Raw genomic sequence first — 22,854 nt, 5'->3', positions numbered from 1 at the left:
ACCGTTCTCAGTAGATTCCACACACCGACCGCGTCGTCCGGTCGACGAGCCCGCGGGATCCGGACGGGAGGTGCGGCTCAGTCCGCCGCGCGCCGCACGGCGATGATCGTGCAGTCGTCCGCCTGTCCCGCCGGGGTGAGGGCCACGAGGGCGTCGATGAAGCGCCGCGCGGATCCGTGCCGCGCCAGGAGGTCGGCGAGGTAGGCGTAGGCCGCCTCCTCGTCGGGGAAGAAGTCGAGCAGCCCGTCGCTGAACACCACGAGGCCGTCCCCCGGATCCAGCCGCACGGACTGCTCCTGCCACGCGTCCTCCGCCTCGAGCCCGAGCGGGAGGTGGTGGCCGCGGAGGCGCAGCATCGCGCCGTCCGCCCGGAGGACGAGGGCGAGCCCGTGCCCGGCGTCGACGTAGGTGAGGATGCCCGTGGCGAGCTGGAGGCGCCCGTGGAACAGGGTGGAGAAGGATCCCGCGGTCGAGAGGTCGTCGACGAGCGCGGCGGCCGTGCGCACCATCGTCTCGCGCACGCCGTGGGAACGGGATGCGAGGCGGACGGTCGCGCGGACGCCCGCGGCGAGGATGGCGGCGCCGACGCCCTTGCCCATCACGTCGGCGAGGGTGAGGCGCAGGTCGCCGCCCTCGAGGAACCAGTCGTGCACGTCGCCGCCGACGACCTGCGCGGGGACGCTCGTGCCCGCGACCTCGTAGCCGTCCAGGTGCGGCGCGGCCTGCGGGCTGAGCGCGCGGGCGACCTCGGTGGCGCGGTGGGCGTCGGTCTCGCGGGCGAGCTCCTCGGAGAAGAAGTCGCCGATGAGGGAGAGGCGGGCACGGTCGGCCTCGTCGAAGGAGCGCGGCACGGTGTCGGCGACGAAGAAGACGCCGATGACGTTCCCGTCGGGTGCGCGCAGCTGCTGGGCGGCGTAGAAGCGGACGCTGAGCGTGCCCGTGGTGCTGGGGGAGGAGGCGAGCTCTCGATCCTCCCACGCGTCCTCGACGACGAGCATGCCGTCCGCGTCGAGGGCCGCCTCGGTGAACGTGCCGTCGCGCGCCCAGCGCGGGCTGGGCAGGCCGACGCGCGACTTCATCCAGATGGCGTCGGCGCCGATGATGCCGACCGCGGCGATGGGCACGCGGTAGAACTCGGCGATCATCACCGTGATGCGGTCGAACCGCGTCTCCGGGGCCGTGCCGTACACGTGCAGCGCCTCCAGCGACTCGAGCCGCTGGCGCTCCCGGAGCTCCGTGTCCATCCCGTGCTCCCCCTGCGCTCCTCCGGCGGATCCCCCGATCCGCGCATCGCGCAGGACACCGGACCGGTCGTGCGCGATGCATCGAGCCTACGCGCGTGCGGGCTTCCGTCCGGGCGTGGACGGGGAGGCGCTCGGGACCTAGGATCCGGCGCGTCCCGGCCGCTTCCCGCAGCCGTTCCCGGTGCGCGCCTCAGCCCGCGAGCACCTTGCGGATCCGCTGCAGCGACACCGGCTCGGCCGTCGGCAGGTGCTGGGCGAAGAGGCTGAGGCGCAGCTCCTCGAGCATCCAGCGGGCGTGCACGAGCGACTCGGGCGCGTGCGGCGCCGACGGGATGACGCCGCCGGCCTCGCGGTAGAGGTCGGTCGCCTTCTGCACCTCGGTCATCCACGCGCGGTCGCGGGCCGGCTGGTCGGGCAGGCGCTGGACGCGGTGGGTGAGGCCGGAGAGGTAGGCGGGCAGGCGCTGGAGCCGCGCGAGCCCGGTGGCCGAGACGAAGCCCGGGTGCACGAGGCCGGCGAGCTGCTCGCGCGCGTCGGTGAGCGCGCCGATGAGCTGCATGCTCGTGGCCTGCTTGATGGCGCGCTCGGCGTCGCGGTACCCCGTGAGGATCCGGTTGACGAGCGCGACCGTGTCGAACATCGAGTCCATGACGACGCCGGAGACGCGGTCGCGCGCCGTCTCGAACAGCTCCTTGGAGTAGATCGCGCCGCCCGGGGCCACGCGCTCGAGCACCTGGTCGATGCAGGCGAGCAGGCAGTCGTCGAAGAGCGCCTGCACGTTCGGGTACGGGCTCGTCGCGAGCATCAGCTTCTCCTGGCTCGTGAGGTGCTGCTTCACGTAGGCCGACGGGTTCGCGATGGCGAGCACAAGGAGGCGCCGCACGCCGCCGGGCATCGCGCGCGCCTGGTCCTCGGCGGTGGCCATGAGGCGGATCGCGACGGTGGATCCCTCGTCGACGAGCGCGGGGTAGGCGCGGATGACGTGGCGGCTGTCGCCCGTGCCGCCCTGCGCGGTGTCGACGAAGCGCGGCAGCTCGTCGAGGTCCCACGTGGTGAGGCCCGTGCGCTCCATGCCGCGCGTCGCGGGTCCGGATGCGCCGGCGACGCGCTCGACGGGACGCGCGGTGGCGCGGGCGACGCTGTCGCGGGCGCGGCTGGAGAGCCGCGCCTGCAGCTCGGTGAGGTCGCGACCGGCGGCGACCTCGCGGCCGCGCTCGTCGACGACCCGGAACGCCATGCGGAGGTGCGCGGGGATCCGGTCGAGGTCGAAGTCGTCGTCGGCGACGCGCACGTGCGCCTTCCGCATGATGAGGCCGGCGATGGTGGTGGTGAAGGCCACGGGGTGCTGCGGATCCGGGTCCGGCAGCCCCTCGATGAGCCGCGCGGCCCAGTCGGCGGCCGGCACGACGTTCTTCCGCAGCGCCTTCGGGAGGGCCTTGATCATCGCGGTGACGAGGTCGTGCCGCATGCCCGGCACCTGCCAGTCGAAGCCGGCCGGGCTGAGGCGCGCGAGGAGCGCGAGCGGCACCTGCACCGTGACGCCGTCGTCGGGCGCGCCCGGCTCGAAGCGGTAGGTGAGGGAGAGGCGCTGGTCGCCCTGCTGCCAGGTGGGCGGGAACGCGGCCTCGTCGACGTCGACGTCGACCGCGTCCTCGGCGAGGAGCTCCTCGGCGGTCATGGTGAGGAGCTCGGGCGTCTCCTGGCGCTGCTTCTTCCACCAGCCCTCGAAGGCGCGCGTGGAGGCGACGTCGCGCGGGATCCGCTTGTCGTAGAACTCGAAGACGGCCTCGTCGTCGTTGAGGATGTCGCGGCGGCGCGTGCGCTCCTCGACCTCGGCGAGCTCCTCGCGGAGCTTCCGGTTGGCGCGGTCGAACGCCTGCTGCGACTCCCAGTCGCCCTCGACGAGCGCGTGCCGGATGAAGAGCTCGCGCGCGTACGCCGGGTCGATCCGGGAGAACTGCACGCGGCGCTTGAGCACGATGGGGACGCCGTACAGCGTCACGCGCTCCCACGCCACGGTCGCGCCCTGCTTCTTCTCCCAGTGCGGCTCGCTGTGGGTGCGCTTCACGAGAGAGCCCGCGATGGGCTCGGCCCATGCCGGGTCGATGGCCGCGTTGGTGCGCGCGAACAGGCGGCTGGTCTCCACGAGCTCGGCGCTCATGATCGCGTCGGGCTGCTTCTTCGCGAGCGCGGATCCGGGGAACACGACGAACCGCGACTGCCGGGCACCGACGTAGTCCTTCTTCTGCGCGTCCTTCAACCCGATGTGGGAGAGGAGCCCGGCCAGGAGCGACTTGTGGATGCCGTCCGGGTCGGCCTTCGGCTCGTTCATCGTGAGGTCGAGCGGGCGGGCGAGCTGGCGCAGCTGCCGGAAGACGTCCTTCCACTCGCGCACGCGCACGTAGTTCAGGAACTCCGCCTTGCACATGCGGCGGAACGCGCTCGAGGAGAGCTCGGCCTCCTTCTCCTCCAGGTGGTTCCAGAGGTTGAGGAGGGTGATGAAGTCGCTCGCCGGATCCACGAACCGCGCGTGCTGCTGGTCGGCCTGCGGGCGCTTCTCGAGCGGGCGCTCGCGCACGTCCTGGATGGTGAGGCCGGCCACGATGATCATGACCTCGCGGCTCACGCCGTGCTTGCGCGACTCGACGACCATGCGCGCGAACCGCGGGTCGATCGGGAGGCGCGACAGATCGCGGCCCACCTTCGTGAGCGCCGGCGTCCCGTCGGGGGAGCGGACGACCGCGCCCAGCTCGGTGAGGAGGTCGACGCCGTCCTTGATGCCGCGCGAGTCCGGCGGCTGGAGGAACGGGAACGCGGCGATGTCGCCGAGGCCGAGCGACACCATCTGCAGGATCACGGCCGCGAGGTTCGTGCGGAGGATCTCCGGCTCGGTGAACTCGGGCCGGCGGAGGAAGTCCTCCTCCGAGTACAGGCGGATCGCGATGCCGTCGCTCGTGCGGCCGGAGCGTCCCGAGCGCTGGTTCGCGGAGGCCTGCGAGACGGCCTCGATGGGGAGCCGCTGCACCTTGGAGCGCACGGAGTAGCGCGAGATGCGCGCGGTGCCGGCGTCGATCACGTACTTGATGCCGGGCACCGTGAGGCTCGTCTCGGCGACGTTGGTGGCGAGCACGATGCGGCGGCGCACGCCCGCCTGCGTCGACGGCTGGAAGACGCGGTGCTGGTCGGCGGAGGAGAGCCGGCCGTAGAGCGGGAGCACCTCGGTGTGCGGGAGGTTCCGGCTGCGGATCGCGTCCTCGGCGTCGCGGATCTCGTTCTCGCCGCTGAGGAACACGAGCACGTCGCCCGAGGACTCGGCCGCCAGCTCGTCGAGGGCCGCGTTGATGCCCTCGAGGAAGTCGCGATCGTCGGCCGGGCGCTCCATGGGCGCGTCGGCGAGGTCGTCGTCCTCGCCCGCGACGGCGGCCTCCGCGACGAGCGGGCGGTAGCGGATCTCCACCGGATAGGTGCGCCCGGAGACCTCCACGATGGGCGCGTCGCCGAAGTGCTTCGAGAAGCTCTGCGGGTCGATGGTCGCCGACGTGATGATGAGCTTCAGGTCGGGCCGGCGCGGGAGCAGCTGCTTGAGGTAGCCGAGCAGGAAGTCGATGTTGAGGCTGCGCTCGTGGGCCTCGTCGATGATGATCGTGTCGTACTTCCGGAGCAGCCGGTCGCGCTGCAGCTCGTTGAGGAGGATGCCGTCCGTCATCAGCTTGATGCGGGTGTCGGCCGAGACCTTGTCGGTGAAGCGCACCTGGTAGCCCACGAGCTGGCCGACCTCGCCGCCGAGCTCCTCCGCGATGCGCTCCGAGATGGTGCGCGCGGCGAGCCTGCGGGGCTGCGTGTGGCCGATGCTCTCGCGGCCGAGCTCGAGGCAGATCTTCGGCAGCTGCGTGGTCTTGCCGGAGCCCGTGGCACCCGCCACGATGACCACCTGGTTGTCGCGGATGGCGTCGGCGATCTCGTCGCGCATCCGGCTGACGGGGAGCTCCGGCGGGTACGCGATGCTGAATTCCATGCTGGGGTCAGTCTATCCGCGAGCCGTCGGCCCTCCCCGGCGGGGGTCGCGGTGGATATGTTCGAGACAAGGCGCCGGCCACGTCGGCGCGCGGGCGGCACCGCCTCCCGAGTCGACGACGACCGACGGGATCCGCCCATGACCTCCGACACGCCCCTCCTCCCCGAGCACGACCGCGAGCAGGCGGGGACCGGATTCTCCTCGGTCTCGGTCGCCGCGATCCTCGCCGAGTCGGCCGACCGGCACGCCGACCGGGTTGCCGTGGTCGTCGGCGACGTCTCCACCACCTACCGCCAGCTGTGGGACGAGACCCGCGCGTACGCGGGCGCCCTCCGCGACCGCGGCGTGGGCGAGGGCACGCGCGTCGCGATGCTCATCCCGAACGTCGCCGACTTCCCGCGCGTGTACTACGCGGTGCTCGCGCTCGGCGGCGTGGTCGTGCCCGTGCACGCGCTGCTGAAGAGCGAGGAGATCGCGTACGTGCTGCGCGACTCCGGATCCGCGCTGCTGGTCTGCGCCGGCCCGCTGCTCGAGCAGGGCGCGAAGGGCGCGGCGCTCGCCGAGGTGCCCGTGATCAGCGTGCTCGTGCCGGCCGCGACCGACGGTGGACCCGACCGGCTGGAGGAGCTCGCGCAGGCCGCGGCGCCGATCCGCACCTACGTGCCGCGTCGGCCGTCCGACACCGCGACGATCCTCTACACGTCCGGCACCACCGGCCAGCCGAAGGGCGCCGAGGGCTGCCACCTCGCGCTCGTGATGCAGGTCGACGTGCTGCTGCTCGACACCTTCGACCTGCGCGCGGGCGACCGGATCCTCGGCTGCCTCCCGCTGTTCCACACCTTCGGCCAGACCTGCACGATGAACGCGTCGTTCCGCGCGGGCGCGACCATCGTGATGGTGCCGCGCTTCGACGGCGACGCGGCGCTCGCGCTCATGGTCGAGCACGACACGCAGGTCTTCATGGGCGTGCCGACCATGTACTACGCGCTGCTCGCGGCCGCCGGGCGGAACCCGGCCCGGCCGCACCTGCGCTACGCCATCTCGGGCGGGGCCGCGATCCCGGTGGCCGTCATCGACGCGTTCCGCGCCGCGTTCGACGCCGAGATCCACGAGGGCTACGGCCTCACGGAGACCTCGCCCGTCGCGTCGTTCAACCACGTGGGGGTCGCGGCCCGGCCCGGCACGGTCGGCACGCCCATCTGGGGCGTGCAGATCGAGATCGCCGACCCCGAGCACGAGGACCGGGTGGAGCTCGTCGAGCGCGGCGTGCTCGGCGAGATCGTGATCCGCGGCCACAACCTCATGAACGGCTACCTGCACCGCCCCGAGGACACGGCCCGCGCGGTCGTCGACGGCTGGTTCCGCTCGGGCGACCTCGGCACGATCGACGAGGACGGCTACATCCGCGTGGTCGACCGGACGAAGGACATGATCCTGCGCAACGGCTACAACGTGTACCCGCGCGAGGTCGAGGAGGTGCTCGCCCGGCACGAGGCCGTCGCGCAGTGCGCCGTGTTCGGCGTCGCCCACGACCTGCACGGCCAGGAGGTCGTCGCCGCGATCGTGGCGAAGTCGGACGCGACGGTGGATCCGGAGGAGGTCGTCGCGTACATGCGGGAGCGCATCGCCTCCTACAAGTACCCGCGGCGGGTCGAGGTGGTGGAGGCGCTGCCGCTCGGTCCGAGCGGCAAGGTGCTCAAGCGGGAGCTCGTCGAGCGGTTCGGCGCGTGAGCGCGGCCGTCCTCCGCACGCCCATCCCGTCGGTGCCGATGGGCGACGGGATCCCGATCCCGCAGTTCGGCGTGGGCACCTACAAGGTGTCCGACGACGAGGCCGAGCGGATCGTGGCGGAGGCGCTCGAGGTCGGCTACCGGCACATCGACACGGCCGCCATGTACGGCAACGAGGAGGGGGTCGGGCGGGCGATCCGCGCATCCGGCATCCCGCGCGACGAGCTGTTCGTCACCACGAAGGTCTGGAACGACGACCACGGCCGCGACCGGGCGCGCGACGCGATCCGCCGGAGCCTCGACCGGCTCGACGTGCCCGCGGTCGACCTGCACCTCATCCACTGGCCGGCCGCCGAGCGCGGCCTCTACGTGGAGACGTGGGAGGCGCTCGCCGAGGCGCGCGAGGAGGGGCTGACCCGCTCGATCGGCGTCTCCAACTTCCTCGTGCCGCACCTCGAGGCGCTGGATGCCGCCGGGCTGCCGGCGCCCGCGGTCGACCAGATCGAGCTGCACCCGCGGCACCAGCAGCGCGCGACCACCGCGTACCTCGTTGAGCACGGGATCGCGGTGCAGGCGTGGAGCCCGCTCGCCCGCGGCGCGGTCGCGGACGCCGAGGTCGTGCGCGACGCCGCCCGTGCGCACGACCGCACCGACGCGCAGGTCGTGCTCCGCTGGCACGTGCAGCGCGGCACGATCGTCTTCCCGAAGACCACGCGGCGCGCGCGCCTCATCGAGAACGCCGACGTGTTCGACTTCGCGCTGACCGACGAGGAGATGGCCGGGATCACCGCGCTCGAGGCCGCAGGACGCGTCGGCAGCCACCCGGATCAGGTGGTCTGACCGGGTGGCGGGGATCCCGTCAGGTCAGTTGTGCCACCAGTTGATCGTCGGGTACCGCACGGGGTGCCAGAAGTCGAACTTGGACGTGTACTTGTAGATCTTGTTCGTCTCGAGGCCGTTGCACGGGTCCCACGACGTGCCGGTGATGCCCGTCCCGAAGGCCTCGCAGGTGACCATGTGGAACGTGAACTCCGCGGACGAACCGGGGTAGGCGAGACCGTAGTACGTCTGCATGAAGCCGACCTTGCTCTCGCAGGTCTCGCCGCCCCGGATCCAGATCTTGGCGACCAGACCCGTGCCGATGGTCGGCGCGACCGGCTGGTGGTACCGGATGCCGTGCTGCATGGACTCCGATGTGGAGGAGTTGAAGGCGCCGCACACCCGGTAGCCCGACTGGGCCTCGGCGGCGTCCCCGGGCGCGGACACGACGACGGCCGTCGCGAGCGCCGCCGTGACGAGGGATGCGGACAGGATGCGGGAGAGGCGGCTGCGGAGGCGCGTGCGGGTCATGGGGGTCTTCCTGGTCGGGATGCGGATGTGCTGAACCGCGCGTGCGCGAGGGACGTCGCACGTGAGGGGCGGCCCGCGCTGTCCTGCGGAGCGGAGGGGGGAGAGAGAGGTGGAGGAAGCGACCGCGTCCCGGTCGGCGTGGACGCGGACGGGGATCGGGCGCTGGCTGAAAGGTAGCGGGCTCCGCGGCGGCGCGTCGGCGGCCTGTGAGTGTCCACCCGCCGTCCACCCGCCGTCCACCGGGCGGTCGCCGGCGGATCGGGCCGCGCCGTCGCGGGTCGGCGCCGCCTCAGGGGAGCCGCGGGGGATGGCCGTGCGCGCCGGGTACGGTGTCCGTCATGTCCCAGCACCGCATCCGCACGCGCCTCAAGTCCGTGGTCTCCCGGGGCGTCGCGCCCCTCGGCGGCGGGCATGCGGGCGGTGCGGCGCGGGCGCGGTCGGAACGGGAGGATCAGACGGAGCAGGCGGGCGTGCGCCGCCCCAGCCTCGTCGACAACGGCGTGTACGTGGACGGCTGCCGCGTGGCCTCGCCCGCCACGCTCGCCGACACGTTCCGCGAGCTCGACGCGCGGCCCGACGCCATGGCCTGGATCGGCCTCTACCGCCCCACCGTGGAGGAGCTCCAGGCGCTCGCCGAGGAGTTCGACCTGCACGAGCTGGCGGTCGAGGACGCGGTGCAGGCCCACCAGCGCCCCAAGACCGAGCGCTACAGCTCTACCCTCTTCACCGTGCTCCGCGCGGCCCGCTACGTGGACGACCGCGAGGAGGTGGAGTTCGGCGAGCTGCACGTGTTCCTCGGCCGCAACTTCGTCATCACCGTCCGGCACGCCGAGTCGCCCGACCTCTCGGCCATCCGCACGCGCATGCAGGAGCGGCCCGAGCTCCTCACCCACGGGCCCCAGTCGGTGCTCTACGCGATCCTCGACGCGGTCGTCGACGGCTACGCGCCCGTCGTCACGGGCCTCGCCAACGACATCGACGAGATCGAGGACCAGGTCTTCGACGGGGATCCGGCCGTGTCCCGCCGCATCTACGAGCTCAGCCGCGAGGTCATCGACTTCCAGCGCGCGGTGCGCCCGCTCGGCGGCATGCTGCAGCAGCTGCAGGCGGGATCCGGCAAGTACGAGGTCAGCGAGGACCTCCAGCAGGCGCTCCGCGACGTGGCCGACCACGTCATCGTCGTGAACGAGCGCGTGGAGGAGTTCCGGGTGCTGCTGCGCGACATCCTCACGGTGAACTCGACGCTCGTCGGCCAGCGCCAGAACGAGGAGATGCGGGAGCTCAGCGAGTCGAGCAACCGGCAGAGCGTGGAGACCCGCAAGATCTCCGGCTGGGCGGCCATCCTCTTCGCGCCCACGCTCGTCTCGAGCGTCTACGGCATGAACTTCGACATCATGCCGGAGCTGCACTGGGACTGGGGCTACCCCTTCTCGATCGTGCTCATGCTCGGCGTGAGCGGCGTGCTCTACGGCATCTTCCGCAAGCGCGACTGGATCTGACGCTCGGCCCCTCCCTGACCCGCGCGTAGCGTGGGCGGCATGCCCAACCGCCTCGCCGACGCCGTCAGCCCCTACCTCCAGAGCCACGCGGACAACCCGGTCGACTGGCGGCCGTGGGGCGAGGAGGCGTTCGCGGAGGCCCGCCGCCGCGACGTGCCGGTGCTCGTCTCGGTCGGCTACTCCACCTGCCACTGGTGCCACGTCATGGCGCGCGAGACCTTCCAGGATCCGGCGCTCGCGTCGCGGCTGAACGACGGGTTCGTCGCGATCAAGGTCGACCGCGAGGAGCACCCCGAGGTCGACGCGGCCCTGATCACCGCGGCCGGCGCCTTCACGGACCAGCTCGGCTGGCCGCTCAACGTGTTCACGACGCCCGAGGGCCGCACCTTCCACGCGGGCACGTACTCGCCGCCCGAGCCGCGCGCCGGGCACCCGTCGTTCCGGCAGGTGCTCGACGCCGTCGCCGACGCGTGGACCACGCGGCGCGACCAGGTCGAGCAGGGCGCGGGGCAGCTGAGCTCGGCCATCCGGGAGGCCTCGGCGCGCGGATCCGTCGCCTCGCCGCTGCCCGACGACGCCGCCCTCGACCGGGTCGCCGCCGAGCTCGCCGGCTTCGAAGACGGGGAGCACGGCGGGTTCGGATCCGCGCCCAAGTTCCCCGTGGCGCCCGTCGTGCTGCTGCTCGACACGCTCGCCGAGTCCGGCGTGCTCGCCGCACCGCGCGCGGAGGCGACCCGCGCGCTCGTGCGCCGCACCCTCGACGCGATGGCCGGATCCGACCTGCGCGACCCGGTCGAGGGCGGCTTCTTCCGCTACTCCACGCGCCGCGACTGGTCCGAGCCGCACTACGAGCGGATGCTCTACGACAACGCGCTGCTCCTCGACGCGTACGCGCGGGCGGGCGACGAGGACGTCGCCGCGGGCATCGTCGCCTTCCTCACGGGGACGCTGCGGCGGGCGTCGGGCGGGTTCGCGTCCGCGCAGGACTCGGAGAGCACCGTCGGCGGGCGCCGCGTCGAGGGCGGGTACTACGCGCTGGACGCCGCGGGCCGCGCGGCCGAGGAGCCGCCCGCGGTCGACGGGAAGGTGCTCACGGGATGGAACGGGCTCGCGATCGGCGCGCTCGCCCGGGCGGGGCGCGCGTTCGACCGGCCCGCGTGGATCGACGCCGCGTGCGCCGCCGCCGACATGCTGCTCGCGGAGCACGTGCGCATGGACGGGTCGCTCGTCCGCGCCTCCATCGAAGGACGCGTCTCGCCCGCGGTCGCGACGCTGGAGGACCACGGGATGCTCGCCGACGGGCTGCTCGCGCTCGCGCTCGCCACGGGTGAGGTCGCGTACGCGGTGCGGGCGCGGGCGCTCGTCGACGCGCTGATCGCGGCCGCCGAGGCCGATCCGCGACCGGGCGCCGCGGGCTTCCGGGTGCCGACGGGCGTGGATCCGGTGCTCGCCGGCTTCGGCCTCGACCTCGCCGCCGACCCGTCCGAGGGCGCGTACCCGTCGGGCCTCACGGCGGCGTCCTCGGCCGCGCGCGTGCTCGGGCAGCTGACGGCGGATCCGCGCTACGACCGGGCCGCGCGCGCCGCGCTCGCGACGGTGGCGGCTGCCGGTGCCACCCGGCCGATCGCCTTCGGCGGCGCGCTCGAGCAGGCGGCGGCGATCGACGCGGCGGCGCGGCAGCTCGTGGTGGTCGTGCCGGACGCGGATCCCGGCGCCACCGACCCGCTCGCCCTGGTCGCGCGGGGCCGCGTCCGCCCGCCCGACGTGGCGATCGTGGTCGCGGAGTCGGCCGCGCGCGCCTGGGCCGACGCGGGCTTCGAGCTGCTCGCCGACCGCGACGCGGGATCCACCGGGACGGCCTACGTGTGCCGCGCGTTCTCGTGCCGCCTCCCCGTGACGACGGCGGACGCGCTCCGCGAGCAGCTGGTCGCGCTCCCCTGAGGGCGGGGGCATCGCGCGGAGGCTCGGTCCCGCGTCGCGCCCGCGAGTACCCGGGGAGGAACCGCGAGCGCGGGGGAGCGGAATCGCTAGCCTCCGTCCGCCACGGCATCCCGTGCGCGATCCCCCGCCCGAAGGAGCATCCCCATGCGCCCCACCCGTCAGCTCGCGCGCCTCGCGTTCGGCGCGTCCGCCACCGCCGGTCTCGTCCTCTCCGTCCTCGCCGCAGGTCCCGCTCCCGCCGCCGAAGCGCAATCGAACGTGCGCATCTGCGCCGCGTGGAACTCGGCGGTGTCCGGCGGGCTCGGCACGGGCCTCGTCGTCAAGGTCTACAAGAACGGCTCGTTCACGTGCGACCAGAAGCTCGAGTACATGTACGACCACTACGGCGAGGCCTACCAGGGATCCTCCGTCCAGCACGCGACGCGCCTCATGACGTGCGAGGACTTCGCGGGGCGCATCGGGTACCTCGGCGACCCGTGCTACCAGCTCACGCAGAACGCCATCTACGAGTACAGCTCGAGGTACGACTACGTCCACCCGGTCACGAACCCCGGATTCTCGTACTGGAGGTCCTGACTCTGTCGCGCGCCCGGACGCGGACCCGCGCGGTCCGCGTCCGGGGCCCGGGAGGAGCGCCGACCCGCGCCGCGGGGACTCGCTACCCTTCCCCCGCCACGGGATCCCGTGCGCGTCCCCCGTCTCGAGGAGCAGCCCCGCATGCCCATCCCGTCCCGGCTCTTCCGCCTCTGCCTCGGCGCCCTCGCCGCCGCCGGCCTCTGCCTCGCCACGTTCGTCGCGGGGCCCGCGCCCGCGGCCCACGCGCAGGCCAACTTCCGGGTCTGCGTCGCCTGGAACTCGTCGAGCTTCGCCAACGGCATCGGCACGGGCCTCGTCGTCAAGGTCTACAAGAACGGCGACTCCACGTGCGCCCAGAAGCTGCAGTACATGAAGGACCACTACCCCGAGGCGTACAGCGGATCCTCCGTCCAGCACACGGCGGTCATGATCCGCTGCGAGAGCCTGGCCGAGCGCATCGGGGTCGACGGCGACCCGTGCTACCAGCTCGTGCAGAACGCCATCTACAAGTTCACGTCGTCGGGGGACGCGCGTTACCCCGCCGACAATCCGGCGTTCTCCTACTGGCGCCCCTGAGACCGGCGCCGACCCCGTCCGACCGGTCGGCCCCGTCCGAGCGGGCACGGCCGACGAGTAGAGCGGCACGCCGATCGCGCGGTACGCGGCCTGGCTGGCCTCGGCCGTCAGCAGCCCGTTGAAGTGCCGGACCACGGCCGACCGCACGGCGGCACCCGGGCCCACCGCCTACCTCTGCTCCGGCTTCGTCTGCCGCCTGCCGGTCACGGACGCCCAGGCGCTCGCCGACCAGCTCGCAGCGACCGTGCGCTGATGTCCGGCTGACGTCGGTTCGGCGTCCGGCCGGGGTGCGGAAGGTGACTCGTCAGACATCCGACTGGCAAGCGCCGGTGTTCGGCGTGTTCCGCGTCTCCGGCTGTGGGGAACGTCCGCCCGCCCTCCCGCCGCCGCTCCCTACTCTCCTGATGCCGCGGCTCCGCGGCGCATCCCCACAGGACGGACACCACGATGAAGCGCTCCCCCGCCCGCTCACGACTGCTCGCTGGAGGCCTGGCTGCGCTGGCCGTCGTCTCCGCCGCGCTCACCCTCGGCGGCCCCGCGCCTGCAGCCCAGGCCGAATCGAACTTCCGCGTCTGCGGCGTCTTCAACTCCGCACGTTACGGCGAGGAGATCGGCACTGGGATGATCACCAAGGTCTACAAGTACGGAAGCTCGACGTGCGACTCCAAGATGAACTTCATGGCGCAGCGCTACGGGCAGGTGTACGGCGGCTCCTACCCCTACGAGAACTTCCACATGATCAATTGCGAGGACTTCGGGAGCCGCAGCGGCACCGGTGCGGATCCCTGCTATCAGCTCGATCAGAACATCATCTACACCTACACCTCGCCGAACGACCGGGTCCACCCGAACCCGCCGTCGTTCCACTTCTACAACCGCTGACCCGGGCTGATCCGACCGGCCCCGTCCGCTCGCGGGCGGGGCCGGTCCGCGTCCGGACGGGAGTCGCGGGCGCCCGTGCGCGGCCCCTCGAACAGGAGCATCTCCGCCTCCTGCTGGCGCCCCTGACCTGCGCCGATGCTCCGCGAACGGCCCCGTCCAGGTGGACGGGGCCGTCGTCCGCCGGCGGAGCGCGCCCCGGCAGGCGCGAGCGACGACGGCGCTCAGCCGAGCACGTCCTCCCCGTGCGCGAGGATCCGCTCGAGCTCGGCGAGCTGCCGGGGCGACGGATCCACGAGGGGTGCCCGCACGGGTCCCACGTCCACGCCGCGCAGCCGCAGCCCCGCCTTGATGAGGGACACCGCGAACCCGGGCGTCTGGTCGCGGAGCCGCACGAGCGGTGTGTAGAACTCGTCGAGCAGGAGGCGCTGCCGCTCGACGTCGTCGTCGCGGTACGCCGTGTAGAAGTCGAGCGCGATGCGCGGGGCCATCGCGAAGACGGCCGACGAGTAGAGCGGCACGCCGATCGCGCGGTACGCGGCCTGGCTGGCCTCGGCCGTCAGCAGCCCGTTGAAGAACTGCAGGTCGTGGCGGCCGGCGCGGCGCGCGGCGAGCACGAACCGCTGGAAGAGGGCCACGTCGCCCACGCCGTCCTTGATCCCCGCGAGGGCCGGCAGCGCGAGCAGCCGCTCCACGGTCTGGTCGGTGAGCTGCGCCGTGCCGCGGTGGTAGGCGATGAGCGGCAGGGGCGTGGCGCGCGCGATCTCCTCGACGTACGCGGCGACGCCGGACGGCGGGCCGGCCACGAGGTACGGCGGGAGCACGAGGATCCCGTCGGCCCCCGCCTCCGCGGCGATCTCGGCGCAGCGCCGGGCATGGCCGAGCGGCCCGCCGACCCCCGCGATGACGACGTGGCGCCCGCCCGCGGCGGCGACCCCGGCGCGCACGACCTGGGCGTGCTCGTCGATGCCGAGCGCGTGGAACTCGCCCGTGCCGCACGCGACGAACGCGGCGCCCGCGCCGTGCGCGAGCCCGTCGGCGACGTGGGCGGCGAGCACGTCCTGATCGACCCGGTCGGCCGCGTCGAACGGCGTCACGGGGAAGAAGAGCACGCCCTCGAACGGCGCGAGCGCGGCGGGGGCGGAGGGGACGGCGGCGGGGGCCTGGGCGGTGTCGGTCATCAGTACCTCGGGAGCGTGGGGTCGTAGGAGGGGTGGATGGTGCGCATGTAGCCGGTGTCGTCGCGCGTGGTGCGTCCCGCGTCCAGGTACACGCGGTGCTGCCGGGCGAGGGCGTCGCGGTCGAGCTCGACGCCGAGGCCGGGGCCCGTGGGCACCGCGACGGCGCCGTCGACGATCTCGAGCACGCCCGGCACGATCACGTCGTCGCCGCGGTTCCACGGGTAGTGCGTGTCGCAGGCGTAGGCGAGCTCGGGGCTCGCGGCGGCGAGGTGCGTCATGGCCGCGAGCGAGATGCCGAGGTGCGAGTTGGAGTGCATCGACAGGCCGACGCCGAAGGTGCGGCAGATGGCGGCGAGCTCGCGCGTGTGCGCGAGGCCGCCCCAGTAGTGGTGGTCGGAGAGCACGATCTGCACGGCGTCCTTCGCGAACGCCTCCGAGATCTGCTCGAAGGTCACCACGCACATGTTGGTGGCGAGCGGCTGCGCGACCTCGGCGGCGACCGTGGCCATGCCGTCGATGCCGAGCACCGGGTCCTCGAGGTACTCGAGCACGCCGTCGAGCTCGGCCGCGACGCGCGTGGCCGTCTCGTGGGTCCACGCGCCGTTCGGGTCGATGCGCAGCGGGTGCGTCGGGAACGCCTCGGCCAGTGCGCGGATCGCGGCGACCTCCTCGTCTGGCGGGAACGCGCCCGCCTTGAGCTTGATGGAGCCGAAGCCGTAGCGGTCGATGAGGAGGTGCGCCTGCGCGACGATGCCGGCCGGATCCAGCGCCTCGCCGAAGGCGTCGGGCTCCTCGCCCGGGTGCGCGGCCCACTTGTAGAAGAGGTACGCGCTGTACGGCACGGCGTCGCGCACGCGCCCGCCGAGCAGCTCGCTCACGGGCAGGCCGGTGATGCGCCCCTGGGCGTCGTGGGCGGCGACCTCGAGCATCGAGAAGACGACGCGGCGCTGCTGGCGGCTGAGCGGTCCGGCGTCGCCGCCGAGCGCGGCGTCGACCGCCCGCTCGATGCCGTGCAGGTCGAACACGGAGAGCCCGATGACGGCGTCGCGCGCGGCGGCGAGCCGCGCGGCGACGTCCGCGCCGCCCTGGCCCTCGCCGAGGCCGATGACGCCGCCGTCGACGACGAGCTCGACGATGGTGCGGAGGGCGAGCGGCTCGTGCACGCCGTCGGCGTTGAGCAGGGGCGGATCGCGGAAGGCGATGGGGGTCACGACGACGTCGCGGATGATCATGGTGCTATCCCTTCGTCGCGCCCGAGGTGATCCCCCGGATGAGCGACCTCTGCATGAGCAGGTAGATGACGAGGCTGGGCAGGAGCGCGAGCAGCGCGCCCGCGAGGAGCACGCCGGACCCGACGGTGGCGTCGGTCCGCAGCACGCTGAGCGCCACGGTGAGCGTGTAGTCGCTGGGGCTGTCGGCGGCGATGAGCGGGAGGAGGTACTGGTCCCAGATCATCATGAAGCCGAAGATCGTCACGACGCCGAGCACGGGCGTGCACAGCGGGAGGATGACGCTCCACAGCATCCGCAGCTCGCCGCAGCCGTCGAGGCGCGCGGCCTCCTCGATCTCCAGCGGGATGTCCTTCATGAACTCCGTCATGATGAGGATCGAGAAGCCCCAGACGGCGACCGGCAGGATCACGCCGAACGGGGTCCCGCGCAGGCTGAGGCCGGTTCCGCCCACGTCGCCGATGGCCTGCGACAGCGGAATCGCGATGATCTCCTCCGGCAGCATCATCGTGAGCAGGAACAGCAGCAGCACGAACGACTGCCCGCGGAACCGGTGCCGGGCGAGCGCGTAGGCGGTGAGGATCGCCACCGCGACCTGCAGCACCAGGCCGCCGCCGGCGATCACGAGCGAGTTGGCGAAGTAGCCGAGCACGCCCTTGTCGATCGCCACCCGGAACGACTCGAGCGACAGCTTCTGCGGCAGCAGGTGCACGCTCGTCGACGACGTGAAGGCGTCGAACGCGCCGGACACGATGATCACGAACGGCGCCGCGAACACCGCGAACGCGACGACGCACAGCACCAGCCGAACGGCATTGGAGGGCCGGAGCCCGGGCTTCCAGCCGATGGCGCTGTCGAACTGGCCGTCGCCGCTGCGACGGGCCGGGCCCTTCGGACGCTCGAGGATGCTCACTGGACCTCCTCCTTGCGGGACGACAGGGCGCGCACGCCCACGGTGAGGACCAGGGTCGCCACGAGCAGCAGCACCGACGCCGCCGACGCGACGCCCAGGTCGTTGGCCTTGAAGCCGAGCGAGAACACGCGGGTCATCCAGACCTCGGTGGATCCGGCCGGCCCGCCGCCCGTGAGCACGTACACCTCGGTGAAGGTGCGGAGGCTGCGGATCGCGGCGAGGGTGAGCACCACGCTCACGGCCGGGCGGAGCGCGGGGAGCACGATGTACCGGAACCGCTGCCGCATCGTGACCCCGTCCACCGCGGCGGCCTCGTAGAGCGTGCGGTCGATGCCGGTGAGGCCCGCGAGGATGATCACCATGTTGTAGGGCGCGCCCGTCCAGATGCCCACGAGCATCACGTAGCCGAGGGCCGTCGACGGGTCGCTGATGAACTGCTGCGGCGGGATCCCCGCTGCCCCGAGCAGCGAGTTGAGGAACCCGGTCTCGGTGGGGAAGTAGAGGATCCGCCAGATCTCGCCCACCACGGCCAGCGCCGTGACGACGGGCAGGAACACGGCTGTCCGCACGAACCAGAGCCGGCGGGAGGTGCCCTCGAGGAGGAGCGCGAGGGCGGATCCGACGATGAGCGCGCCCACGGTCTGCCCGACGCCGAGCAGCACGGTGTGCCCGAGCGCCTCGGTGAAGCGCGGGTCGCGGAGCACGCGCGCGTAGTTGTCGAGCCCCACGAACCGGTCGCCGAGGAAGGGCTGGACCTTGACGAAGCTCATCCGGATGCCGTCGAGCATCGGCAGGAACTTGAACAGGGCGCCGAGCACGAGGCCGGGTACGAGGAACGCCCACGGGATGAGCGCGCGCCCACGGAACGGGAGGCGGCCTGGCGCCTCGACCGGGCGGGGCGCGGCCAGGGCGCGGCGGTCCGGATCCACGAGGACGGGGGCGGGGGCGCCGATGCTCACCGCTGCACCCCCTGCTCGTCGAGCTCGTCGGAGAGCTGCGACTGGATGTCCTCCATCGCGCCCGGGATGTCGCTCGAGCAGTCCGAGATGACCCCGTTCAGACCGTCGGCGACGATCTGCCGGTACGGCGTGAAGTCGATCGCCCAGGGGAAGCTGCGCCCGTGGTCCTCGTAGACCTCCTTGGCGGTGTCCCAGCGCGGGTCCTGCTTCACCCGGCCGATGTCGACGGTCGTGTTGACGGGGATCCGCACGACCGGCTGCGCCGTGACGCCCTGCGCGTTCGTCTCCACCTTCATCGCGAGCTCCTGCGCCTCGGGCGTGATCATGAACTCGGCGAGCTGCTGCTGCAGGTCGTGCTTCTTCGAGGCCGCGCCGAAGTAGATGTCCTCGCCCTCCGCGAGCGAGTCGGTGCCGCCGCCGGGGGCCTCCGGGGTCGGGATCACCTCCACGTTGTCCTCGCCCACCGCCTCGTCGAACGAGCTGATGTTGTACGGGCCGGTCTGGTAGATGCCGGCGGTGCCCTGCGCGAAGAACGGGGTGTTCGCGGTGGTGAGGTTGACGGATCCGGGGACGACCGCGCCGGGCGTGCAGAACCGGTCGCGGATCCACTCCACCGCGGTCTCCGTGCCCGGGTTGTCGAAGTCGGCGGAGTACGTGCCGCCGCCCTCGTCCTTCAGGATGTCGCCGCCGGCCTGCCAGATGTACGACGCCGACCAGCGCGCGATGTAGCCGCTCTCGGCGCTGCCGGGCACGACCATGCCGTAGGTGTCGGCCTTGCCGTCGCCGTCGGGGTCGTCCTCGGCGAACGCCGTCGCGAGCGCGGCGAGGTCGTCCCACGTCTTCGGCACGGGCAGGCCGAGCTTCTCCCGCCAGTCCTTGCGGATCACGGTGACGTTCGCCTGGCGCGACCACGGGACGCCGTAGAGGTCGCCGTCGGTGCCGCGCGTGCTGTCCCAGGTGGCGTCGGAGATCTGGTCGGCGCCGGCGAGCGTGGCGCGGTCGACCGGGAGGACGAAGCCCTGCGAGACGTAAGTGCCGAGATTCCCGGCGTCGTTGACCATGACGTCCGGCAGGCTCTTCTGCTGCGCGCGGGCCTGGAGCTGGGTGTCGAACTCGGGGACCGGCTTGTAGTCGATCCGGATGCCCGTCTTCGCGGTGAAGGCGTCGAACACGAGCTGGTACGAGGCGGCGTCCTCGGGCGTGCTCCGCGTCCAGACCTCGAGGGAGCGGTCGTCGGCGGACGTCTGCCCGCCACCGCCCGGGGAGCAGGCGCTGAGGCCGCCCGCGAGCGCGGCGACGGAGACGAGGGCGATCGTCCGCCGCGCGAATCGGATCTTCATCATCGGATCTCCATTTACATGGGCGAATGCATTACGTCAGTGTGAATGCGCTGCTACCGTAGGTGGACCACCTGGTGATGTCAATCGCCGGGACCACCGGCGAGGAGGCACGGGATGGCGGACGCGAGGCGCATCGCGATGACGGGAGCGGCCGGCATGGCCGGGCGGGGCGTCCGGCCCCTGCTGCGGGCGGCGGGGCACGAGCTCGTGCTCCTCGACCTGGTGGATCCCGATCCCGTCGCGGGGGAGCGCGCCGTCGTCGCCTCGGTGCGCGACGTCGACGCCGTGCGCGAGGCCGTGCGCGGCGCGGACCTCGTGGTGCACCTCGGCGGCATCAGCCGCGAGCGCGCGTGGGACGACGTGGTCGCCGCCAACATCGACGGCACCCGCTGCGTGCTCGAGGCCGCGCGCGACGAGGGCGTCCGGCGCGTGCTGCTCGCGAGCTCGACGCACGCCGTCGGCTTCCATCCCATCCCCGCAGAGCCGGTCGACCAGCTGCCCCCGCGGCCGGACAGCTTCTACGGCGTGACGAAGGCGGCGATGGAGGCGCTCGGATCCGTCTACGCCGACCGCCACGGGATGAGCGTCGTGAGCGCGCGCATCGGCACCCTCCTCGAGCGCCCCACGGGCCGCCGCTCGCTCTCCACCTGGCTCTCCTTCCCGGACCTCGCGCGCCTGATCGAGGCCGCCGCCCGGCTGGAGGAGCCCGGCGCCCACGTCGTCTGGGGCGTCTCGCGCAACACCCGCGCGTGGTTCCTCCCCGACGCTGGCGAGCGGATCGGCTACTACCCTGAGGACGACGCGGAGGCCTTCGCGGACGGCGTGGTCGACGGGGACGACGCCGACGCGAACGGGCTCATCGGCGGCGAATGGGCCGCCCCGCAGCACGCGCTGGGAGACGCATGGTGACGAAGGACCCGGCGACCGAGCCCGCGACCGAGCCCGCCGAGGACCGCGCCGCGCGACCCGTGAAGTCGGCGGAGCGCACGCTCGCGCTGCTGGAGCGGCTGGCGGAGGCGCGCGAGCCGCTGTCGGTCGTCGACCTGCACCGCGCGTCGGGCTACCCGCGCTCGAGCCTGCACCAGCTGCTGCACACGATGGCCGCGAGCGGGTGGATCGAGATGCTGCAGGACGGCACGCACGTCTCCATCGGATCCCGCGCGCTCGTCGTCGGCACCGCCTACCTCGACCGCGACCGGGCGCTGCCGCACGCGCTGCCGGTGCTCGAGCGCGTCCGCGACGAGACCGGGTACACCGCCCACTACGCCCGGCGGGAGGGCGCCCGCGTGCTGTACCTCGCCACGCGCGAGACCACCGAGTCGCGCCGCGCCACCTCCCGCGTCGGCCGGCAGCTGCCCGCGCACGCGACCTCGCTCGGCAAGGCGCTGCTCGCCGAGCTCAGCCCGGAGGAGCGGGCGGAGGCGCTGGGCGACGGCCCGCTCGCGGCGCTGACCGAGAACACGGTCACCGACCGCCGCGCGCTCGACGCCCAGCTCGACGCGGCGCACGAGCGCGGCCACGCCCACGAGCGCGAGGAGAACCTGCTCGGCGTCAGCTGCGTCGCGGTCAGCGTGGGGTACCGGATCCCCGCGACCGACGCCATCAGCTGCTCGATGCCGATCGAACGCGCGACGCCCGCGGAGGTCGCGCGGGTCGCGCGCATCATCGGCTCCCATGCGGGCCGCCTCGCGCAGGAGCTCCGCTCGGCGGGCGTCCGGTGAGCGTCTCCTTCTGCGCGTACCCGTGGGACCTGATCGACGATCCCGACGCGGGCGCGCGCGTGCGGGCCGCCGGGGGAGACGGCGTCGCCATCGCCACCGCCTACCACTCGGTGCGGGCCGCGACGCCGCTGCATCCTCGCCACCGCATCGTGGATGCGACCTCGGCCGCGCTGTACCTGCCGGCGCGGGAGGAGGCGTTCGGCGCGCTCCGCCCGGAGGACCGCACGCCGTGGGTCGGCCCGGACGCCTTCGCGCGCGCCGCCGCCGTGGCGCGCGCGGCGGGCCTGGGCGTCGAGGCGTGGATCGTGCTCACGCACTCCACCTCGGTCGGCACGCGGAACCCCGAGTCCCGCGTCGTCAACGCGTTCGGCGAGGCGTACCCGTACGCGCTCTGCCCGGCGCGGCCCGAGGTGCGCGAGTACGCGACGGCGCTGGTCGCCGAGACGGTCCGGGCGGCCGACCTCGACGGCGTGATGCTCGAGGCGTGCGGCCCCATGGGCGTCGGCCACCTCGGGCACCACGAGAAGACCGCGGGCGCCGACTGGTCGGCGGAGGCGGAGGCGCTCATGTCCATCTGCTTCTGCGCGGTCTGCGTGGCGCTGCTCGCGGGGGAGGGCGAGGATCCGGACGCGCTCCGGGCCGAGGTCCGCGCGCGGGTGGACGGCGGCGGCGGCCTCGCCGGGCTCGATGCCGTCCTGCGCGTGCGCGCCCGAGCGCGGCGTGAGCTGCTCATCGGCTGCGTCGCCGCGGCCCGCGACGCCGGGGTGCGCCGCGTCGTGGTGCACGCGCAGGAGGATCCGTGGGCCACCGGCCCGTTCGCCGCGCTCCTCGACGACGTCGACCTCGTGGACGGCGTGGTCGTGCTCGACGCCGTGGCGCACGACCCGGATGCGATGCGCGCGCTCCGCGGACGGCTGCCCGGCACGCGCATCGGCGGCTACCTCTGGGCGCTGCCGCCGGCCACGCCCGCGAGCATCCGCGACGGCTGGCCCGGCGCCGTCGCGCGGCTCGACGACACGTACGTCTATCACCTGGGCCTCGTGGGTCGGGCGCGGCTGGCGGCGATCGGCGACGCCCTCAGCGCGGCGGGCGCAGGGGCCTGAGGGCGTCGCCGACCCCGCGCATCCGCCCGTGACGCTCGCCCATGTCCGGTCATGGGGAACGTTCCCTGGTGCGCGTGCGGCTCGGCCCTATGCTCCGAGAGCCACGGTCCCGTGGTTCCCCGACAGGACGGATGATCCATGAAGCTCCCCCGCGCCCTCCCGCGCCTCCTCGCCGGCGGCCTCGCCGCCTTCGCCCTCGTCTCGGCAGGCCTCGCGGCCGGCCCCGCACCGGCTGCCCAGGCGCAGTCCAACTACCGCGTGTGCGGCACCTGGAACTCGTCGCAGTCCGACGGGGAGATCGGGTCGGGCCTCATCGTCAAGGTCTACAAGGGCGGCCCGGACACCTGCCACCAGAAGTTGAAGTTCATGTTCCAGTACTACGGCTACGCGTGGCAGGGCTCCTCGGCGGAGCAGAGGTTCGACATGATGACGTGCGAGGAGTTCGGGCAGCGCAGCGACACCGGGACCGACCCCTGCCCCGGACTCGACGTCAACGCCATCTACAAGTACACGTCGCCCTTCGACAAGATCCACCCCGTGAGGACAGGCGGCTTCTCCTGGTGGCACCGCTGATCCCGAGGTGAGCCGGGCGGCCCCG

General features: G+C 73.0%; 20 protein-coding genes. 12 read left to right on the top strand and 8 right to left on the bottom strand.

The window, feature by feature from the left end:
• Nucleotides 1-77: 77 nt before the first annotated feature.
• A complete protein-coding gene (locus tag PED38_RS03435) occupies nt 78-1,244 on the bottom strand; it encodes a PP2C family protein-serine/threonine phosphatase (RefSeq protein ID WP_270979762.1) in 1,167 nt (388 codons plus the stop codon).
• Between the two features lie 190 nt (nt 1,245-1,434).
• Nucleotides 1,435-5,259, bottom strand: a complete 3,825-nt coding sequence (gene hrpA, locus PED38_RS03430; RefSeq protein ID WP_270979761.1) for an ATP-dependent RNA helicase HrpA — start codon at nt 5,257-5,259, stop codon at nt 1,435-1,437.
• A gap of 138 nt (nt 5,260-5,397) precedes the next feature.
• Here hrpA and PED38_RS03425 point away from each other — a divergent pair, with 138 nt between their 5' ends.
• Both PED38_RS03425 and PED38_RS03420 read left to right on the top strand, forming a co-directional pair.
• Complete coding sequence (locus PED38_RS03425; protein WP_270979760.1) at nt 5,398-6,990, top strand: long-chain-fatty-acid--CoA ligase; 1,593 nt, start codon at nt 5,398-5,400, stop codon at nt 6,988-6,990.
• Entirely contained in the window at nt 6,987-7,829 is an 843-nt protein-coding gene (locus PED38_RS03420; protein ID WP_270979758.1) for an aldo/keto reductase, read from the top strand. The genes PED38_RS03425 and PED38_RS03420 overlap by 4 nt, the downstream gene beginning before the upstream one ends.
• A 24-nt stretch (nt 7,830-7,853) precedes the next feature.
• Here the strand turns inward: PED38_RS03420 and PED38_RS03415 are convergent, their stop codons facing one another.
• On the bottom strand, nt 7,854-8,339 hold the full coding sequence (locus tag PED38_RS03415) for a hypothetical protein (protein WP_270979756.1): 486 nt from the start codon (nt 8,337-8,339) through the stop codon (nt 7,854-7,856).
• A gap of 329 nt (nt 8,340-8,668) precedes the next feature.
• On the opposite strand from PED38_RS03415, the gene PED38_RS03410 reads away from it, so the two are divergent.
• From PED38_RS03410 to PED38_RS03385, 6 genes are all read left to right on the top strand, one after another.
• Nucleotides 8,669-9,838 carry a magnesium and cobalt transport protein CorA gene (locus tag PED38_RS03410; RefSeq protein ID WP_063071442.1) on the top strand — a complete coding sequence of 390 codons (1,170 nt, stop codon included), beginning with the start codon at nt 8,669-8,671 and terminating at the stop codon, nt 9,836-9,838.
• A 39-nt stretch (nt 9,839-9,877) separates the two neighbouring features.
• Nucleotides 9,878-11,779 (top strand): thioredoxin domain-containing protein, encoded by a 1,902-nt coding sequence (locus tag PED38_RS03405; RefSeq protein WP_063071456.1) that lies wholly within the window; start codon nt 9,878-9,880, stop codon nt 11,777-11,779.
• 144 nt (nt 11,780-11,923) lie between these two features.
• On the top strand, nt 11,924-12,355 hold the full coding sequence (locus PED38_RS03400) for a hypothetical protein (RefSeq protein WP_063071443.1): 432 nt from the start codon (nt 11,924-11,926) through the stop codon (nt 12,353-12,355).
• A 141-nt stretch (nt 12,356-12,496) separates the two neighbouring features.
• Nucleotides 12,497-12,931, top strand: a complete 435-nt coding sequence (locus PED38_RS03395) for a hypothetical protein (protein WP_063071444.1) — start codon at nt 12,497-12,499, stop codon at nt 12,929-12,931.
• A 118-nt stretch (nt 12,932-13,049) separates the two neighbouring features.
• Nucleotides 13,050-13,184, top strand: a complete 135-nt coding sequence (locus PED38_RS03390; RefSeq protein ID WP_270979754.1) for a hypothetical protein — start codon at nt 13,050-13,052, stop codon at nt 13,182-13,184.
• A 194-nt stretch (nt 13,185-13,378) separates the two neighbouring features.
• Nucleotides 13,379-13,813: a hypothetical protein gene (locus PED38_RS03385; protein WP_270979753.1), complete on the top strand. Its 435-nt coding sequence runs from the start codon at nt 13,379-13,381 to the stop codon at nt 13,811-13,813.
• A 221-nt stretch (nt 13,814-14,034) separates the two neighbouring features.
• Here PED38_RS03385 and PED38_RS03380 read toward each other — a convergent pair whose 3' ends face one another.
• From PED38_RS03380 to PED38_RS03360, 5 genes are read right to left on the bottom strand one after another with little or no spacing between them, the layout of a single operon-like run.
• Nucleotides 14,035-14,991, bottom strand: coding sequence for a 5-dehydro-4-deoxyglucarate dehydratase (locus tag PED38_RS03380; protein ID WP_270979751.1), 957 nt, complete (start codon nt 14,989-14,991; stop codon nt 14,035-14,037).
• Nucleotides 14,991-16,223, bottom strand: a complete 1,233-nt coding sequence (locus PED38_RS03375) for an enolase C-terminal domain-like protein (RefSeq protein ID WP_270979749.1) — start codon at nt 16,221-16,223, stop codon at nt 14,991-14,993. The genes PED38_RS03380 and PED38_RS03375 overlap by 1 nt, the downstream gene beginning before the upstream one ends.
• A 4-nt stretch (nt 16,224-16,227) precedes the next feature.
• Nucleotides 16,228-17,133, bottom strand: coding sequence for a carbohydrate ABC transporter permease (locus PED38_RS03370; protein WP_270979747.1), 906 nt, complete (start codon nt 17,131-17,133; stop codon nt 16,228-16,230).
• Nucleotides 17,130-18,092 (bottom strand): carbohydrate ABC transporter permease, encoded by a 963-nt coding sequence (locus PED38_RS03365; RefSeq protein ID WP_270979746.1) that lies wholly within the window; start codon nt 18,090-18,092, stop codon nt 17,130-17,132. Before PED38_RS03365 ends, PED38_RS03370 begins: the two co-directional genes overlap by 4 nt.
• Complete coding sequence (locus PED38_RS03360; RefSeq protein WP_270979744.1) at nt 18,089-19,435, bottom strand: ABC transporter substrate-binding protein; 1,347 nt, start codon at nt 19,433-19,435, stop codon at nt 18,089-18,091. Before PED38_RS03360 ends, PED38_RS03365 begins: the two co-directional genes overlap by 4 nt.
• A 111-nt stretch (nt 19,436-19,546) precedes the next feature.
• On the opposite strand from PED38_RS03360, the gene PED38_RS03355 reads away from it, so the two are divergent.
• The 4 genes from PED38_RS03355 (at nt 19,547) to PED38_RS03340 (ending at nt 22,829) form a co-directional block, all read left to right on the top strand.
• Nucleotides 19,547-20,341, top strand: coding sequence for an NAD-dependent epimerase/dehydratase family protein (locus PED38_RS03355; RefSeq protein WP_270979742.1), 795 nt, complete (start codon nt 19,547-19,549; stop codon nt 20,339-20,341).
• Complete coding sequence (locus tag PED38_RS03350) at nt 20,335-21,153, top strand: IclR family transcriptional regulator (RefSeq protein ID WP_270979740.1); 819 nt, start codon at nt 20,335-20,337, stop codon at nt 21,151-21,153. The genes PED38_RS03355 and PED38_RS03350 overlap by 7 nt, the downstream gene beginning before the upstream one ends.
• Nucleotides 21,150-22,256: a hypothetical protein gene (locus PED38_RS03345; RefSeq protein WP_270979738.1), complete on the top strand. Its 1,107-nt coding sequence runs from the start codon at nt 21,150-21,152 to the stop codon at nt 22,254-22,256. The genes PED38_RS03350 and PED38_RS03345 overlap by 4 nt, the downstream gene beginning before the upstream one ends.
• A gap of 138 nt (nt 22,257-22,394) precedes the next feature.
• Nucleotides 22,395-22,829: a hypothetical protein gene (locus tag PED38_RS03340; RefSeq protein ID WP_270979736.1), complete on the top strand. Its 435-nt coding sequence runs from the start codon at nt 22,395-22,397 to the stop codon at nt 22,827-22,829.
• Nucleotides 22,830-22,854 lie beyond the last annotated feature (25 nt).

The sequence above is a fragment of the Clavibacter sp. CT19 genome (genome assembly GCF_027858075.1).
Lineage (GTDB): Bacteria > Actinomycetota > Actinomycetes > Actinomycetales > Microbacteriaceae > Clavibacter > Clavibacter tessellarius_A.
The sequence above is the reverse complement of the archived record's forward strand: the minus strand, read 5'-3'. Positions and strand labels throughout refer to the sequence as shown.